The 16382-nt window shown below is 68.6% G+C and carries 12 protein-coding genes; 7 read left to right on the plus strand and 5 right to left on the minus strand.

Annotated elements, in window-relative coordinates; all coding sequences use genetic code 11:
• Positions 1–150 precede the first annotated feature (150 nt).
• Positions 151–1548: a hypothetical protein gene (locus AC1RAA_RS25065; protein ID WP_492728039.1), complete on the plus strand. Its 1398-nt coding sequence runs from the start codon at positions 151–153 to the stop codon at positions 1546–1548.
• A 36-nt stretch (positions 1549–1584) separates the two neighbouring features.
• Here AC1RAA_RS25065 and AC1RAA_RS25070 read toward each other — a convergent pair whose 3' ends face one another.
• Complete coding sequence (locus AC1RAA_RS25070) at positions 1585–2835, minus strand: glutamate carboxypeptidase (protein WP_492728042.1); 1251 nt, start codon at positions 2833–2835, stop codon at positions 1585–1587.
• Between the two features lie 288 nt (positions 2836–3123).
• On the opposite strand from AC1RAA_RS25070, the gene AC1RAA_RS25075 reads away from it, so the two are divergent.
• The 3 genes from AC1RAA_RS25075 to AC1RAA_RS25085 all read left to right on the plus strand — a co-directional run bounded on the left by AC1RAA_RS25075 (position 3124) and on the right by AC1RAA_RS25085 (position 7392).
• On the plus strand, positions 3124–3702 hold the full coding sequence (locus AC1RAA_RS25075) for an RNA polymerase sigma factor (protein ID WP_159275880.1): 579 nt from the start codon (positions 3124–3126) through the stop codon (positions 3700–3702).
• The gene (locus AC1RAA_RS25080; RefSeq protein WP_492728046.1) at positions 3699–4727 is read left to right on the plus strand and encodes a FecR family protein; all 1029 of its coding nucleotides are present in this window, start codon (positions 3699–3701) and stop codon (positions 4725–4727) included. The genes AC1RAA_RS25075 and AC1RAA_RS25080 overlap by 4 nt, the downstream gene beginning before the upstream one ends.
• Before the next feature lie 217 nt (positions 4728–4944).
• Positions 4945–7392, plus strand: coding sequence for a TonB-dependent siderophore receptor (locus tag AC1RAA_RS25085; protein WP_492728050.1), 2448 nt, complete (start codon positions 4945–4947; stop codon positions 7390–7392).
• Positions 7393–7485: 93 nt separating this feature from the next.
• On the opposite strand, the gene AC1RAA_RS25090 is transcribed toward AC1RAA_RS25085, so the two are convergent.
• From AC1RAA_RS25090 to AC1RAA_RS25105, 4 genes are read right to left on the minus strand one after another with little or no spacing between them, the layout of a single operon-like run.
• On the minus strand, positions 7486–9942 hold the full coding sequence (locus tag AC1RAA_RS25090) for a penicillin acylase family protein (protein ID WP_492728055.1): 2457 nt from the start codon (positions 9940–9942) through the stop codon (positions 7486–7488).
• Between the two features lie 52 nt (positions 9943–9994).
• Positions 9995–10252 (minus strand): hypothetical protein, encoded by a 258-nt coding sequence (locus AC1RAA_RS25095; protein WP_492728058.1) that lies wholly within the window; start codon positions 10250–10252, stop codon positions 9995–9997.
• Positions 10253–10255: 3 nt separating this feature from the next.
• Positions 10256–11557, minus strand: a complete 1302-nt coding sequence (locus tag AC1RAA_RS25100; RefSeq protein ID WP_492728061.1) for a lysine N(6)-hydroxylase/L-ornithine N(5)-oxygenase family protein — start codon at positions 11555–11557, stop codon at positions 10256–10258.
• Positions 11558–11603: 46 nt separating this feature from the next.
• Positions 11604–13310 carry a cyclic peptide export ABC transporter gene (locus AC1RAA_RS25105; RefSeq protein WP_492728063.1) on the minus strand — a complete coding sequence of 569 codons (1707 nt, stop codon included), beginning with the start codon at positions 13308–13310 and terminating at the stop codon, positions 11604–11606.
• Positions 13311–13526: 216 nt separating this feature from the next.
• Between AC1RAA_RS25105 and fhuF the strand changes: the two genes are divergently transcribed.
• From fhuF to AC1RAA_RS25120, 3 genes are all read left to right on the plus strand, one after another.
• Positions 13527–14318, plus strand: coding sequence for a siderophore-iron reductase FhuF (gene fhuF, locus AC1RAA_RS25110; RefSeq protein ID WP_492728065.1), 792 nt, complete (start codon positions 13527–13529; stop codon positions 14316–14318).
• A 70-nt stretch (positions 14319–14388) separates the two neighbouring features.
• Complete coding sequence (locus AC1RAA_RS25115) at positions 14389–15216, plus strand: formyltransferase family protein (RefSeq protein ID WP_492728067.1); 828 nt, start codon at positions 14389–14391, stop codon at positions 15214–15216.
• A 32-nt stretch (positions 15217–15248) separates the two neighbouring features.
• Positions 15249–16331 (plus strand): GNAT family N-acetyltransferase, encoded by a 1083-nt coding sequence (locus AC1RAA_RS25120; protein WP_492728069.1) that lies wholly within the window; start codon positions 15249–15251, stop codon positions 16329–16331.
• Positions 16332–16382: the final 51 nt, after the last annotated feature.

The following is a 16382-nucleotide window of genomic DNA, read 5'->3' on the forward strand; positions in this document are numbered from 1 at the left end:
TTTCCGGCGACTGGAACAGTCCCTCTGCGTTGTTGCGGGGGCTGACAAAAATTACGCGATCGCACACTTGCGGCGATACAGCGCACGCCGTCCCCTCCTCCACGCACGAAGCCGGATTCGACATCCACGTGGAACCACAAGGAGGAAGCCATGAAGAATGCAAGCATCCTGCGCACGGTCGCCGTCGTGCTCATGCAAGCCAGTACGCTCGCCAGCGCATCCGACGATCAGGGCATCAACGACTACGCAAAAGCCCAGTGGAGCGTTGCCAACTCCTGCGTTCCCTTCGTCAGGAAATATCAATCCGTGTGCGGCAACAGTTTCACCGCCGACACGGATCCCAAGAAATACGACATCCGGATGGCCGCCGGAAGATGCGATGCCATGACGGATGCCCAGCGCCCCACCATCGAAAAGGGCGACATCATCACGATCCATCTGAACCAGGTCTTCATCAACGAGTTTGTCGAGCGCGGCGCCAGCCTCCTCGGGTTCAAGAAGCGCGGCGAGATTGCCATCGTTGCACGCGTCGCCGAACAAGATGCCCAGACCGACTTCGATTTCAGCGTTGCCGGAAGAGATCGTGGCCGGCTCGTGTACTACTCCGAAGGCGTGGCAGAAAAGCAGCATCTGAACTTCAGCCAGCTGCCCATCTACGGCCCCATCGAATACCACGGCAAGCCCCTGCTGCTGGAGTTCTACATCATGGAGCTGGACATCAAGGAGAACAGCGAAATATCGGGCCTGCTCACCGCCGCGGCCAGCCTGGGCGCCGTGGCCTACCCGCCGGCCTCTCCTGTGCTGAAGGTGCTCGACACGATCGGGGGCGGTCTGCTGAAGGCCAACAAGAGCGACATCGAGTTCAAATACCACGCGTCGCTGCTCCCTGGCGACGGGCAGATCAAATCACTGCTTTCGGGCCGGCTGGAGTACGCCAACTACGCCTTCGTGCGCATGCCGTTCACGGACACGGGAAGCTCCGAAGACAGCACGAGCTCGACCCATCGCTGGACCGGTTGGTGGTTCAACCAGAAAAACGCGCGCCTCTACGAGGATGCGACGTGCAACAAGCCTCTTGCAAATCGCACCTACCTCACGGTGCAGATCAATCGCGCCAAGGAAGAAGCGACGCTCGACCCCGCCAACACCTTCGCGGCGTTCTCCGCCAAGCTTTCCTCCGAGGCCCAGGCTTCGACGGCCGAGCGTGTAGCGGTCATCGACGCGCTGAGAAACAGCGTCAACAAGAACCAGCGCTATCGGGACGCGAAAAAGCTGATCGACTTCGCACAAAGCATGAAATGGCCCAATGGCATCCACAACGACAAGAAGGCCTTGGATGCGGAAACCGTCAATGCCCTCGTCTTGGTCGCAACCAAGATCGAAACGTCCTTGACCCAACTGCCTGACCCTCTGCAGCGCGTCAACGCAGACTACGATGAATCGCAAATACAAGTGCTCGTCGATGCGCTCTCTCGACTGTCCGGAAAGCGGTACTCGCCCCAGACCTTGAAGCCGGGCGATCTGAAGCAGGAACTGGAGAAGGCCTGACGCCGCCGCCCTGCCTCGACGCCACTGCAGGCGCGATCAGTTCGCGCTCAAGTCCATGAGCATCCGCGACAGCAGATAAAGCCGCGGCACCACGCTCTCGACCTCGGCGTATTCCTCCGGCGTGTGGATACCGCCACCCACGATGCCGAAGCCGTCGAGCACCGGCACGCCGACACCGGCCACGAGGCTGGCGTCCGCGGCGCCGCCGCTGCTCTCGATGGTGAGCTTCTTGCCGATCTCGCCGTAGATGCCCTCGGCCATGCGCACGAGCTTGTCCGATGCGGGCGAGCGCGGCATCGGCGGCAGGCCGCGCACGAGGCGCACGCGCACCTCGGTCTCGGGGATGAGCTTGTTCTGCGCGATGCGCGTCAGATCTTTCTCGACGCGGTCGAGCTCCTCGGGCGTGGCGGTGCGCACGTCGCCCTTGGCGCTGGCCGACGCGGGAATCACGTTGGTCGGTCCGTTGGCCGTGAGCACCGTGAAGTTGACCGTGGTCTTCTTCGCCGCATCGGCCACCTTCGACAGTTGCAGCACCTGGTGCGCGACTTCCATCGCGGCATTGCGGCCCGCCTCGGGCGCGACGCCCGCGTGCGACGCGAGCCCCTTCACCTCGACGAGTGCCGTGGCCGAGCCCTTCCGCTCGACCACGAGGCCGTCGGCCGGGCGACCCGGCTCGAGGTTCAGCGCCACGTCGTGCTGCTTGGCCACGCGCTCGATGAGCGCGCTGGTGCCGACCGAGCCCGTCTCTTCGTTGGTGTCGATCAGGAAGGTGATCTGGCCGTAGTCCTTGAAACCGATCTTCTGCAGGATCTTCAGCGCCTGCAGGCCGGCCACGACGCCGCCCTTGTTGTCCATCACGCCGGGGCCGTAGGCGCGCCCGTCCTTGATGTAGAAGGGCTTGGCCGCGGCCGTGCCGTCCTTGAACACGGTGTCGATGTGGGCCAGGATGAGGATCTTCTTCTTGCCCTGCCCCGTCAGCGTCGCGACCAGGTTGATGCCCGGGTGCGGCTCGGCGGGAAAGCTCTCGATGCGCGCGTCGAGCTTGCGCAGTTCGTCCGCCACCATCTCGCGCACCTTGGCCAGGCCCTCGGTGTTGGTCGAGCCCGAGTCGATGTTGACCATGCGCTCCAGCAGCTGCAGCGTCTCGTCCTTTTGCTGCGTGGCGGCGTCGAGCACGCCCTGGTGCGGCTTCTGGGCCATGGCGTTGACGGCGAGCAAGGCACTGGCCAGCACGGCGCCCTGGCAGGCGGCGCGCGTCCATGAACGCGGGGTGGAGCGAAGGTGCATGAGGAAGCCTGTTCTTTCTGTTGTGGAGGTTCGTTCGAAGCGGGCGGCAGGCTATCACCCGGTGCGTGAACGGGTCAATGCAAGACGGGCACACGCGCACCACAGGCTGCGGGTGGCCCCCACCGGGCCACGGAAACCCAACGCTTCGGTGTTACATTAAATAAGAATAGTTCTTATTAACCCCATCCCCGGGGTCACCGAAGCCAGCGCCCTCGCCTCCTTGTTCACCGGCGCGCACCAGCCATCGGCCCAGGGGTCCTTTGTCGATGCTTGCGAGAAGGCGACCGGATGCGCGACCTCGTCCAGGAACTTGTGTCTCACTACGCGGACTTGCGCCGGCAGCTCACGCGCGACCTGCGCGACCCGCACCATGCGGCCGACATCGCGCAGTCCAGCTTCGAGCGGGTGTACACGCACACCCTCGGCCTGCGTGACGGCGCCGCCATCGAGTCGCCGCGCGCCCTGCTGTTCCGCGTGGCGCGCAACCTGTGCATCGACGAAGCCCGCCACCGCAAGGTGGCGCAGGAGTGGGCCGTCTCGCATGCCGTCGTGGGCACGCACCTCACGGCCCCCTCGTCCGAATACGTCGTGGCGCAGCACCGTGTGCTGCGCCGCGTGGTGGAAACCATGGAACAGCTGCCGCCGCGCCGACGCGAGGTGTTCCTGCTGTTCCGCGCCTACGGCCATTCGCGCGCCGAGATCGCGCAGCGCCTGGGCATCACCGAGATGGCGGTTGCCAAGCACCTGCTGCGCGCCACCATCGACTGCTCGCGCGTGTTCGCCGAGCTGCGCCAGGAACTGATCGAGCCGCAGGCGGTGAACAGCCACGCGGGTTTCGACACCGCACTGGCCGAAGACTTTTCATGAGCCGTGCGGCCACAGCGGTCGTTCCGCGTGAACGGCTGATCGAACGCGCGCTCGCGCTCATCGTCGAGGACGAGATCGCGCCGCCGAGCCCGGCCGCCAACAGCGCCCGGCTCGCGCTCGACCAGTGGCGCACGCGCTCGCCCGAACACGCCGCCGCCGTGCGCGAGGCGCGCGAGCGCTGGAACGCCCTGGGCGGCGTGGCCGACGATCTGCGCGCGCACTTCGACGAACCCGTGCCCGCACCGGCCCGGCGCAACCCCTCGCGCCGCAAGATGCTGCTGTCGGTCGCCGGGCTGCTCGGCGCCGGCGTGGTCGCGGGACGTGGCGTGCAGTGGTACTGGCAGCAGCCCGTGTTCCAGGCGACGTACCGCACGCCGAACGCGCGGATGCTGAAGGTCACGCTGGCCGATGCCGCCGATGCCTCGGCCGGCAGCCGCCTCGACCTGGCGCCCCAGAGCGCCGTCGACGTCACGCTCTACCGCCGCCGCCGCATGATCGACATGGCGCGCGGCGAGGTCCGCTTCGACGTCGCCCCCGACGCCGAGCGGCCCTTCGTGGTGCGCACGCGCGAGGCGATCATCGAAGTGGTCGGCACCGCCTTCACCGTGCGCGACCGCGGCGGCCCGATCACCGTGGGCGTCGAGCACGGCCATGTGCGCGTGCAGGTGCTGCACCACGCCGGCACCGAACGCAGCGGCGAAGTGGTCGACCTGCGCGCCGGCGACATGCTCGAGGTGCGCGACGGCCACGCCGATCCGGTGCGCCAGGCCGACACCGCCGCCCTCTCGGCCTGGCGCGACGGCTGGCTGGTGTTCGACAACACCCCGCTGGGCGACGCGCTGGCCGCGGTCAACAGCTACCGCAGCGCGCCCATCGTCGGCGCCGACGCCCGCATCGACGCGATGCGGCTCTCGGGGCGCTTTCGCACCAACGACTCGGCCGGCCTGCTCGACGCGCTGCCGGCCATCCTGCCGCTGGTGGCGGTGGCCCGGCCCGACGGCAGCGTGCGCCTGCAGGCGCGCTGACCCGGGCGTGCCCGCCGGCGCGCCGCTCCCTTTCTCGCACCCTTTTCCCGCTCGTTTTCGACCCGCATCGACGCGGCGGCCGATGCCTTGTCACGGGCCTGTCTCTCTTTTTCGAGTTCAAACGTCTTACATCCAGAAGCACCCCGCATCCGATCGACGGCTGCGGCGCGCCCCCCGTTTCATGCCGCACCGATTTATTTGTCTGGAGCCTTCACCCATGCGTTTCTCGCCTCGCCACCGACTCCTGAGCGCCGCGCTTGCCGCCGCCTTCGGAACCGCCCTTGCCAGCTGGAGCGGCCTCGCCGCCGCCCAGGGCGCCGACCAGGCCGCTGCACAAGCACGCGACATCAACGTCCCCGCCCAGCCGCTGGGCGCCGCGCTCAACGAGCTGTCGCGCCAGACCGGCGTGCAGGTGCTCGCCGCCGGTGACGTGGTCTCGGGCCTGGCCGCACCGGCCGTGTCGGGCCGCCTGAGCTTCCAGCAGGCGCTCGACCGCCTGCTGGCCGGCAGCGGCCTCGTGGCGGTGCGCAACGGCCCCACGCGCGTCACCATCCAGCGCCAGAGCACGGCCGGCGCATCCACGCTGCCGGCCGTGACCGTGGCCGCGCAGGCCGCCACCGACGGCACCACCGAAGGCACGGGCTCGTACACCACGCGCGCCGCCGCCGGCGCCACGCGCATGGACCTGTCGCTGCGCGAGACGCCGCAGTCGGTCAGCGTCATCGGCCGCCAGCAGATCGACGACCAGAACCTCGTCACCCTCGAGGACGTGCTGCGCCAGACGCCCGGCATCGTGGCCGACCGCAACGACGAGCGCGTGACCTTCTCCTCGCGCGGCTTCGCCCTGAGCACCATGATCGACGGCGTGCCCACGCTGGGCTTCAACAGCGTGGCTGGCGAGTCGAGCATGATCAGCACCGCCTTCTACGACCGCGTCGAGGTGATCCGCGGCGCGGCCGGCCTGCTCAACGGCGTGGGCTCGCCTGGCGGCGCCATCAACCTCGTGCGCAAGCGCCCGACCTCCGAATTCGCCGGCCACATCTCGGGCGGCATCGGAAGCTGGAGCCGCTACAACGCGGAGATCGACGTGGGCGGCCCGCTCAATGCCGACGGCACCGTGCGCGGCCGCTTCATGGCCTCGCGCACCGACGGCAAGAGCTTCATCGAGAACAAGAAGCGCAGCGAAGACGCGCTGTACGGCATTCTCGAAGTCGACCTCGCGGCGGGCTCGCGCCTGTCGGTGGGCTTCGAGCACCAGAAGACCGCCATCGACGGCGCCAACTACGGCCAGAGCCCGCTGTTCTTCAGCAACGGCCAGCGCACCAACCTGCCGCGCTCGTTCAACTCCAGCGCCCCGTGGAGCTACTGGGACATGTACTCCGACAAGCTGTTCGCCAACCTCGACCAGCGCCTGGGCGCAGGCTGGCAGCTGAAGGTGGACGCCAGCTACCTCAAGAGCAAGCGCGAGCGCGCCTCGGGCGACCTGAGCATCTACCGCGCGATCAACGCGCGCACCGGCGCCTCCACCATCGACATCCGCGAGAACCCCGCCGAAGGCGCCAACAAGGCCCTCGACGTGCACCTGAAGGGCCCGTTCGAGGCCTTCGGCCAGACGCACGAGGCCGTGGTGGGCATGAGCTACAACACCTACGACGCCACGGTCTACACGCGCGGCGCCGTGCCGCGCATGATCGACCGCCGGCCGCTGAACTTCTACCAGCTGCAGAGCTTCCCCGAGCCGACCTCCTTCTCGTACCCGCTGTACACGGCGCCGCTGAACACCACCGAGAAAGCCATCTACGCCTCGACCCGCCTGAAGCTGGCCGAGCCGCTGTCGCTCATCGTCGGCGCGCGCGGCACCTGGTACAAGTCCGATGCGTCCACGCTCGACTGGACCACCTGGCGGCGCACCGGCGTGAGTTCGATGCGCGAGAACGGCGTGGTCACGCCCTACCTGGGCGTGGTGTTCGACGTGAGCAAGGAACTCTCGCTGTACGGCAGCTACACCGACATCTTCCAGCCCAACACGGTGCGCGACCGCAACAACGCGCTCATCGCACCGCAGCGCGGCAAGAACATCGAGCTGGGCCTGAAGGGCGAACACTTCGGCGGCAAGCTCAACACCAGCGCCGCGATCTTCAAGACGCGCGAGACCAACCTGGCCGTGATCGACACCGGCGCCGGCTCGCTGCTGCCCGACGGCGGCATTCCGTACCGCGCGGTGCAGGGCGCCAAGAGCAAGGGCTTCGAGCTCACCGCCGCCGGCGAAGTGCTGCCGGGCCTGCAGATGCTCGCGGGCTACACCTACCACGCCAAGCGCGACGCCGACGGCGTGCTGCTGAACCCGCAGTACCCGCGCCGCCTGTTCCGGGTGGCCACCAGCTACCGCCTGCCAGGCGAGTGGAGCAAGCTCACCGTCGGCGGCAGCGTGAGCTACCAGAGCGGCATCTACTACGACGAGTTCAACGAACTCGGCCGCGCCTCGCAGGGCGGTCTGACGCTGTTCGGCCTGATGGCGCGCTACGACATCAACAACCGCCTGAGCGCCTCGCTGCACATCGAGAACCTGGGCGACAAGCGCTACTACAACGGCCTGGGCGCCTACAACGGCTACACGCAGGGCAACCCGCGCAACGCCTGGCTGAAGCTCAGCTACAAGCTCTGACACCCGACGAATTGACTTAGGGCGGCACCGGCAGAAGGTGCCCTTTTGACGCACGGCCCGGCTTCCGGGTCGTGCGTTTTTTTTGCCCGGGCGTCAGGGCCGGAGCGCCTTGCGCGACAGCAAGGGGTCGCGCGCGATGTCCTCCTCGCGGAACGGAAAGCGCAGCCAGTCCTTCCGCGCGTAGCGGGCCACCGGTGCCATGCCCTTGCCGTTGCGAACCGCGGTCTCGCGCTCACCGTGCGCGAGCAGGGTGTGCGCCTGCACGCCGCGGCGGTTGAAGTACACGACCTGGAGATAGGTGTTGCCGTGGGAGCGGTCGCCCATGGTGTAGTCGCCCTCGTTGGCACAAGCGATGGCGAAATAGCCCTCGCCGTCGCAGCCGCCGGACAGCGGCACCTCGCGCCCTTCGCTGCGCACGAAACGGCGCGCGCCGAGCGGCGTGTCGGGCGCCCATCCCTTGCGCGCCATGTCCTCGACCGCCGCGGCCAGCGCGCGCTCCACGCGCGGGTCCGCCGCTTGGATGCCCGAGGGCGTGGTGAGCGGCGTGGTCGCCAAGAACGGCTGCGTGTAGAGCTCCTTCGCGGGAATCTTCAGCACCCGGCTCCAGAAGGCATCCCACAGCAACGCGCCGCGATCGGTGGCATCGGCCCGGTTCGACCAGCGGCGCAGCACCTGGCAGGCCGGCTGCACGTCGACGCGCGTGCGGGCCTTGGACACCGACTCCTCGGCCGGCAGCTCCACCTGGCCGGGCGCACAAACCGCATCGAGCAGTGCGGACTTGAAGCGGTCGGCGGTGTACGAACGTGCTTCCAGCGTCTTGTGCATCACGCGTTGCGCGAGGCCCCGGCTGGAGGTCTCTCCCGCCGCGGCAAGCTCGCCCGCGATGCGGTGCCCTTCCCGCCCACGCATCGAAAGCGCGCGCCCCTCGGCACCGAGCACCGACGCGAAGCCGGTCAGCGGCTGTGCCGGGTTCGTGAGCCAGAAGCTGTCGTTCATGTTCGCGACGTAGTCCTCGCGCAGCAGGCTGGGCATGCGGTCGGCCGCCAGCGTGCCGGCCTGTACCGCGCCCTTCGCGCTCTGCCACTCGCAGGCGGAGCGGCTGCCGTCGAGCATGGGCGTGGCCGGGTCGAGCGCGGCAAACGCTTTCGACAGCGGCGTGGCGCATGCGGCGCGCAGGTCGTCGGGCACGCCCGGCACCGCGCCGATGTCGGCATACCAGGCACGGCCGTCGCCGCGCCCGATGGCCGCGGTGTTGACCCATGGCATCGCCAGCTCCTCGCGCTGGATGCGGATGAATTCGTCGAGCGAGCGCGCCTGGTCCCAGCGGAAGAAGTTGCGGAAGATGCGCGGGTTGTCGGCATTGATGTCGCGGATCGCAATGGCCTTGCGGGCGCTCCAGCCCAGCGCCGCATGGCGGGCGCCAAGATCGACCACCGGGCCGAAGCGCGTGCGGTAAAGCGTGCGATGCACCAGGTCCACCGTGCCGTCGGCGCGGCGCACCGCCACCGCGAGCGGCTGGGCGCGCATGGGCTCGGAGCGGCCGTCGACGAGGTAGCGCGTGGGGTCGGCCGGGTCCAGCGTCAGGTCGAACATGCCGAAGCGCCGTGCGGCCGACACCGTGTGGCTCCAGGCCACGTCGTTGTTGAAGCCGATCATGATGACCGGAATGCCGAGGAAGGACACGCCCGCCACGTCCAGCTTGCCGGGCAGCGTGAGGTGCGCCTGGTAGAAGCGGTCGGGCCCGCCCCAGTACCAGTGCGGATTGCCGAACAGCACGCTGCCGCCGCGCTCGCCGGTGGCGGCCTGGCCGAAGGCGAGCACGTTGCTGCCGATGCCGTGCGCATCGCCCACGGGAATGTCGAGCCGCGTGGACAGCGAGAGCTTGTCCGACGGCGCGGGCGGCAGGGCCGCAGCGGGCTTCGCGTTCGCGATCTCGGCGACGAAATGCGTGTAGCCGCCCGCCAACCCCGCGGCGAGCATGCGGCGGTAGATGTCCTCGGGGCCGATGGTGCGCACCCAGGGCGCGTCCGCACAGGCGGGCGCCGCGTCGCCGTGGCGTTGCGGTGCCGCCTGCAGCGCGCGCACGTGGCGGTTGTAGCCCTCGGCGAAACCGGCAATGAGTTCGTTGAGCTCGACCGGCTGCTCGCGCTTCAGCGCCTCGACCGCATCGGCGCCCGCGAAGGCCTGGAAGAAGAAATCCAGGTCGAGGTTGGCGGGTGTGCCGAAGGTGGAACGTGTCTGCGGTTTCGCCTCGGCGCCGAAGTAGAGCGAGCGCTGCCCACTGAAGGTGACGAAGGCATCGGCCAGCGTGCACAGCGCGTCCTCGGCCTGCGCCTGGCCGTAGCCGATGCCCAGCCCGCGCCAGCTGGTGGCACGGATGTGGGGAATGCCGTCGGTGGTGCGGCGGATCTCAATGGCGGCGGTGGTGGCATGCGAGGGTGCATCGCGCCGGCCCCAGGCGGGCGCGGCGCCCAGCAAGGCACCGGCCAAGGCGATGGCGGCCATGCGGCGGCCCCACCGGGGAATGCGGGAGGTGGTCGGAATGTTCACGGGTGTCGGTGTTTCTCGAGTCTGGAGCCATGGCCGCAGGGGCGGCTGCGGCCTATTGCAGATCGGGGCCGCAGCGCTGCGCCTCTTCGAGCACGGGCTTCACCAGCACGGCGCCCGCGAGCGCCCACAGCGTGAGCGCCTCGTCGAACGCGCGCACGTGCCGGGGGTCTTCGCCGAGCCAGTGCACGAGCTGGTCGGCGTGGTCGCGCGAGGGCGCGTCGTGCAGCCGGCAGAACAGTGCCCACGCGGTGTCGACGGCCGTCTGCGCGGACACCGGCGTGGTGCGGGCGATCGCGGTGCGCCCGGGCATCGGCTAGATCTGGACGGCCTGCGACGCGTCGCGCGCTGCGCTGCGCGCCCGCGACTGCGCCGCCAGCAGTGCGTTGCCGATCTCGCCGGTGCGCACCGAGGTCACCGACAGCAGCGTGTCGCTCAGGCCGTGGCTGTCCTCGCAGGCGCCCTGCAGGTAGATGCCCGGATGGAAGTCGGGCGTGGCCTTCAGGCGGTAGTAGCGGTCGACGTCGTAGGGGCCGATGTACGGCGCGAGCGGCGCCAGCAGGTCCTTGTGCTGGTCGCGCGCATAGCCGGTGGCGAGCACCACGGCGTCGTAGCGCACGGTGCTCTCGCGCTGCACGTCGCGGTCGAGCAGCGTGAGGTGGATGCCGTCGCTCGCGGCACGCACCGCGCGCACGTCGTGCTGGCGCAGCATGCGCAGGCGGGTGCCGCGCGCCACCTTCTGGTCGTAGAAGACCTTGTAGATCTGCTGGATCAGGTCGAGGTCGGCCACCGCGTAATTGGTCTGTGCGAACTCGTCGAGCAGCGCGGCGCGCACCTCGGTGCCCTGGCTGTACATGTAGTCGGTGAAGTCGGCGTTGAAGACTTCATTGACGAAGGGGCTGTCGTCCGAAGGCCGGATCGATCGCGCACGCATGATGAAGTCGACCTGCGGCGCGCCAGGGCGCCCCTGCAGGTCCATGAAGATCTCCGCCGCGCTCTGGCCCGCGCCGACGATGGCCACGCGGCGCGCCTGCGGGTGCTGCGCCATGTCCTTCAGGTAGCTGCTCGAATGGAACACACGCGGATCGTCGCGCAACCCGCGAAAGCCTTCGGGAATGTTGGGCACGCCGCCGATGCTCACCACCAGGTTGCGCGCGAGCCGCTCCTGCACGCGGCCGTCGGCGGTGCGCGAGCGCACGCGCAGGAACTGCACCTCGCCGCCCTGCTTCTCGGGCTGCACGTCGAACACATCCTCTCCGTAGCGGCAGGCGTCCTCGAACTGGCCCGCGGCCCAGCCCAGGTAGTCGTTGAACTCGTGGCGGCTCGGAAAGAAGCTCTTGAGGTTGATGAAGTCCGTCAGCCGCCCCTTCTCGTGCAGGTAGTTCACGAAGGTGAAGCGGCTGGTCGGGTTGCGCAGCGTCGCCAGGTCCTTCAGGAACGAGATCTGCATGTGGGCCTGGTCCAGCAGCATGTGCGGATGCCAGGCGAAGCTGGGCTGGCGCTCGATGAACAGCGCGTCCAGCGGCTTGCTGCCGTGGCGCTTCTCGTCGAGTGCAATGGCCAGCGCGACGTTCGACGGGCCGAATCCGACGCCGATCAGGTCATGGATGTGCTGCATGGGATGTCAACTCCTGTGGGCTTTGTGTGTGGGATACGGCCTGCCGTCACGCGGCGAGGCTTTGCGGTGCGCGGGCGCGGTCTTCCGCCACGCGCCCGGCCTTCATCGTGATGACGCGGTCGGCCAGGTGGAAGTAGCGGTCGTCGTGCGAGATCACCACCAGCAGGTGGCCGCGCGCGCGCAGTTCGGGCAGCAGCTCGGTGTAGAAAAGATGGCGAAAGGTCGGGTCCTGGTCGGCCGCCCATTCGTCGAACACCAGCACCGGCCGGCCCTCGAGGTAGGCGTGCACCAGCGCCAGGCGCTTGCGCTGACCGGTCGAGAGGTCGACGGTGCTGAAGGAGCCGTCCTTGATGCTCACCTTGTGGGCGATCTCCAGGCGTTGCAGGTACGGCAGGGCCGCCTGGGGCAGCCCGTGCGTGCCCTCTTCGCCCTGGCCCTCGCCGGCCAGGTCCTCGAACAGGTAGAAGTCGGAGAACACGGTGGTGAAGAGCTGGCGGTAGTCGTCGCGCGCCTGCGGCGTGACGGCCGCACCGTCGCGCAGCACCTCGCCCTGCTGCGGCGCATACAGGCCCAGCAGCAGCTTGATGAGCGTGGTCTTGCCGGAGCCGTTGTCGCCCACCACGAACACCATCTCGCCGCGGCGCAGTTGCAGGTCGATGGGGCCGAGCACGAAGGGTTCGCCACCGTCGGGTGCGTCGAAGGCGTAGCGCACGCCGCGCATGCCGATGCCCTCGACCAGCGTCTGCGGACCGCCCGCGCGCTCCAGGTGCAGGTGCGGCTCGGGGCTCGCGAAGCGCGCCGACAGGTCGGCGATGCGCATGAAGGCGACCTTGGCGCGGCCCACGTTGGGCAGCGCGCGCGCAATCTGGTCGATCGGCCCCTTCAGGAACAGCAGCACCAGCACGAAACCGCTGAGCACCACGGGCTCGGTGGTGCGAAACGCGGCCCAGCCCAGGATCAGCGCAATCAGCAGGAAGAACATGGCCGAGCCGAACGAGGTGGCCAGCACGAAGACGTTGATGGCGCGGCTGTTGACGCTGCGGATGCTGTCGACGATGCGCTCGATCTGGCCGCCGAACATGCGCGTGCGGCGGTCGCGGTGCATGCGCAGCTCCTTGGCACCTTCGCTGATCGCCTGGTAGGCCTTGTGCAGCTGGTCCTCGTGCTCGCGCGCCTTCCAGAAACCGACCTCGGCGCGGGTCTGCGCCACGGTCTGGAAGGTGGCGCCGAGCACCAGCGCCACGAACAGCAGGCCGAAGAGCGGCAGCGAGAGCCACGCCAGATAGGCCAGGCAGCCCAGCGCGACGGCCACGGCGATGAGCGCGGTGGACAGCACGAAGGCGGCGTCGCTGATCATGTCCACGTCCTGCGAGAGCACGGGCATGAGGCGGTGCGTGCGGTAGCGCTCCAGCGCGTCGATGGGCGCCGAGAGAATCTTCTGCGCCAGGCTCTTGCGCACCTGCGCCACCAGCTGCTGGCCGACGAAGTTGGTCGAGATGTCCGACGCCATGCGGCCGAACAGCGCCACCAGGCACAGCGCGATGAAGGTCAGCAGCAGCCCGCCGGCCATGCTGCCCTGCTGGTTGAGCACCTGGTTGATGGTGCGCAGCAAGGCGACGGTGGCCACGCCCGCGAAGACGCCCGTGACCACGGACAGCGCGATCCATGGATAGAAGGGCTTCAGCAGGCGCGCAACCTCCGCGCGATTGCCGCTGGGGGCGCCATCAGCACCGGGGGCACTGGGAGATGTCATGCAAGGAATCTTTCCGCCCCTCGGGGCGATTGCGTTCATGCGGCTCAAGGCCGTCCCTTGCATAGACGAGCGGGCGTGGCCGATGTTCATGCGCGACGCCGGGCCGGGGACTTTGACGCCCGCGTCGTGAACATGCGAGGCGCTCGCACGTCTGGAAGGAATGCACCCCGAGCGACGCGTCGCGGCCCTGCCCCGGCCGTTCTTTGAGGCCGGCCCATGATCCCGCTGCTGGCGCCGATCTTCCGGGGCGAACTCACGTCCCTGGGCGAGGGGCTCCAGTGCGCGCCCACGCCGCCGCCCGATGCGGTGCGCGTGGCCGACCTGCTGCAGCCCGGCCCGCGTCTTGCACAGGTGCTGCATGCGCACGCCCGCTTCAGGCGCCACGCCGGCGCGGACCTTCGCGCGGTGGCTTCTGCCTGGACCCTGCGGTACGTCGAGGTGCTGCTGCCGCCCGTGGTGGCGGCGGCCAGCATGCTGCAGCACGTGTTTCCGCTCGCTGCGGCGCAGGTGTGGGTGCGGCTCGACAGCCACGGCGGCGTGATCGACTTCCACCTCGTCGAGACCGGCGACACGCGGCGCGGCGCCACGACCGCCGAGCGCTATGCACCGCTGCTGTGGCAGCACCTCGCGCCGCTGTTCGGCGCGCTCGCCGGGCTCACGCGGATCGCGCCCAAGATCCTGTGGGGCAACGTGTCGCGCCACCTCGAGCCGATCCTTGACCAGGGCCTGCAGCTGACCGGCGGCTCGGCCGCCATCGCGCAGGACCGGGCCTGGCTGCTGCACGAGGCCGACTGGCCGGGCGCGGGTGCCAATCCGCTGCACGGCACCCGGCGTGAGGTGACACGGCACCACGAAGGCCGCGACATTCCGCTGAGGTTGCACCGCCAGTGCTGCCTCTACCACCTGCTGCCCGGCGAGGGCTACTGCGGGGCGTGCCCGCTGGCGCCACAGCACCGCAAGGACGAGACCGAGACCGCAAGCGAGACCGAAGCGCAAGGCGAAGGCTGAGGCGCGGATGAACAGATCGCCCGGTACTTCGTCTTCCCAGGAGAGATCTCCAACCCTCCATCCCACACCTATGCCCAAGGCAAAGCTCGTCTACATCCTCTCGCTGAGAAATGCGGCCGCCGACAAGGCGGGCCAGTTCATCGACTACAAGGGCGAACCCCGCTACATGAAGTCCCCGCTCGAGTACCTCGCGCAGGCGCTCGACGGCACGCCGCTGGGCGACGCCTATTCGCTGGAGGGCATCGTCTTCGACGACGACGCGCAATCGCCGCGCGACCAGGCGGCGCTGGCGGACTATGGCTTTGGCTGGAGCCCCGAACGCAAGTGGATCTTTCCGCCCGATCTGCGCGCACAGGGCCGGCTGCTGCGGGAGATGCTGCACCCGGTGCCTTCGGCGTACCGCCGCCTGCCGCTGAACGCGCCGGAGCGCGCGGCAGGCAAGAGCGCCTTCGAACGCGCGCTGCTCGACAAGCTGCTCACGCTGCGCGCCGATGCGGTCGTGCTCGACGGGCTGCTGGTCATCCTGGACGAGTTGGTGCGGCCCGGCAGCCGCTTCCACCGCAGGATCGTCAACATCCACCCCGGCATCACGCGGCTCGAATCGCCCTTCCAGCGCCGCGGCGCCTGGGCCACGCTCGACGCGCTGCACGGCGCGCAGGGCCAGAAGGTGGTCGACTGGCAGACCATGGCCAAGGTGCCCACGACGCCGGTGCTGAAGACCGGCGCTTCGCTGCACTACGTCGACAACGGCATCGATTCGGGCGAGGTCATCTACGACGTGCTCGGCACCGACATCGCACCGGACGACTCGATCCTCGAGCTGCGCTGGAACAACTTCAACCGCAGCCTCTTTCCGGCGCTTCACCAGGGCCTGGCCCTGCTGGCCCCTCACCTCTGAGTCCGCCCGGCGCGGTCCACCCCAGGAGACCTATGACTACTGCCACCCTCACCCGGCCCACGGCCGCCGCCGACCCGCGCGCAGGCGCACCGCTGATCTCCTACGCCGACGGCGTGGCGCACGAGGTCGCGTTCGACACACGCGCCTTCATGGTCCGCAACCGGACGACCGGATCGCTGTCGCAATGGAAGCTCGACGATGCCGGCGCCGACAAGCTGCTCACTCAGGTCGAAGGCGACGCTGCCCATGCCACGCCGCATGTGCTCGCGGCGCTCGAGGCCTTCTTTGCGCACCATCCTGAGTGCAAGGCCGTCACGCTTGCAAACGCGGAACGCTTCGGCGAACTCGCACATGCCGGCGTGTTGCTGCCGGCCCAGGACGGCCAGATGCGAGCCTTCAGCGAGCAGCTGTGGCAGCAGCCAGGGCTCTGGCTGCCGGAGGTGCATGCACCGATGGCGCAGCAGTTCGCGCTGACCAACGGCAAGTACCACCCGCGCCGTCCACCCAAGCCGCGCGGCACGCTCTACCAGCGCTTCATTCCGTGGCTCGGCAAGACCTTCTCGTTTCGCAGCATCGACCTCGAGCGCGACCTGCTGATGTTCAACCGCTGGATGAACGACCCCGACGTGGCGAAGATCTGGGAAGAGGAAGGCGACCTCGACAAGCACCGCGCCTACCTCACAGGCATCGACCGCGATCCGCACATGTACTCGATGATCGCGAGCTTCGACGGCGAGCCCTTTGCCTACTTCGAGATGTACTGGGCCAAGGAAAGCCGCATCGCGCCGTTCTACGACGTGCAGGACTACGACCGCGGCTGGCACGTGCTGGTGGGCGATCCCGCGTTCCGCGGCAAGGCCTATGCGACGGCCTGGCTCACCTCGATCTCGCACTACATCTTCCTGTGCGATCCGCGCACGCAGCGCGCGGTGGGCGAGCCGCGCATCGACCATGTGCAGCAGATCCGCAACCTCGACAAGTCGGGCTACGCGAAGCTGAAGGAATTCAACTTGCCGCACAAGCGTGCGCAGCTCGTCGTGATGCTGCGGGAGCACTACTTCTGCGATGCGCTGTGGTTGCCGCGTGCGCAGGAAGCTGCGGCGCATGCCGCATGAGCGTCATGCAGAAGGGCCGATGGAAAAGAGGGGATTTCTGTTGTCGGGACG

This window comes from Variovorax sp. GW823-FHT04F07, assembly GCF_058795995.1.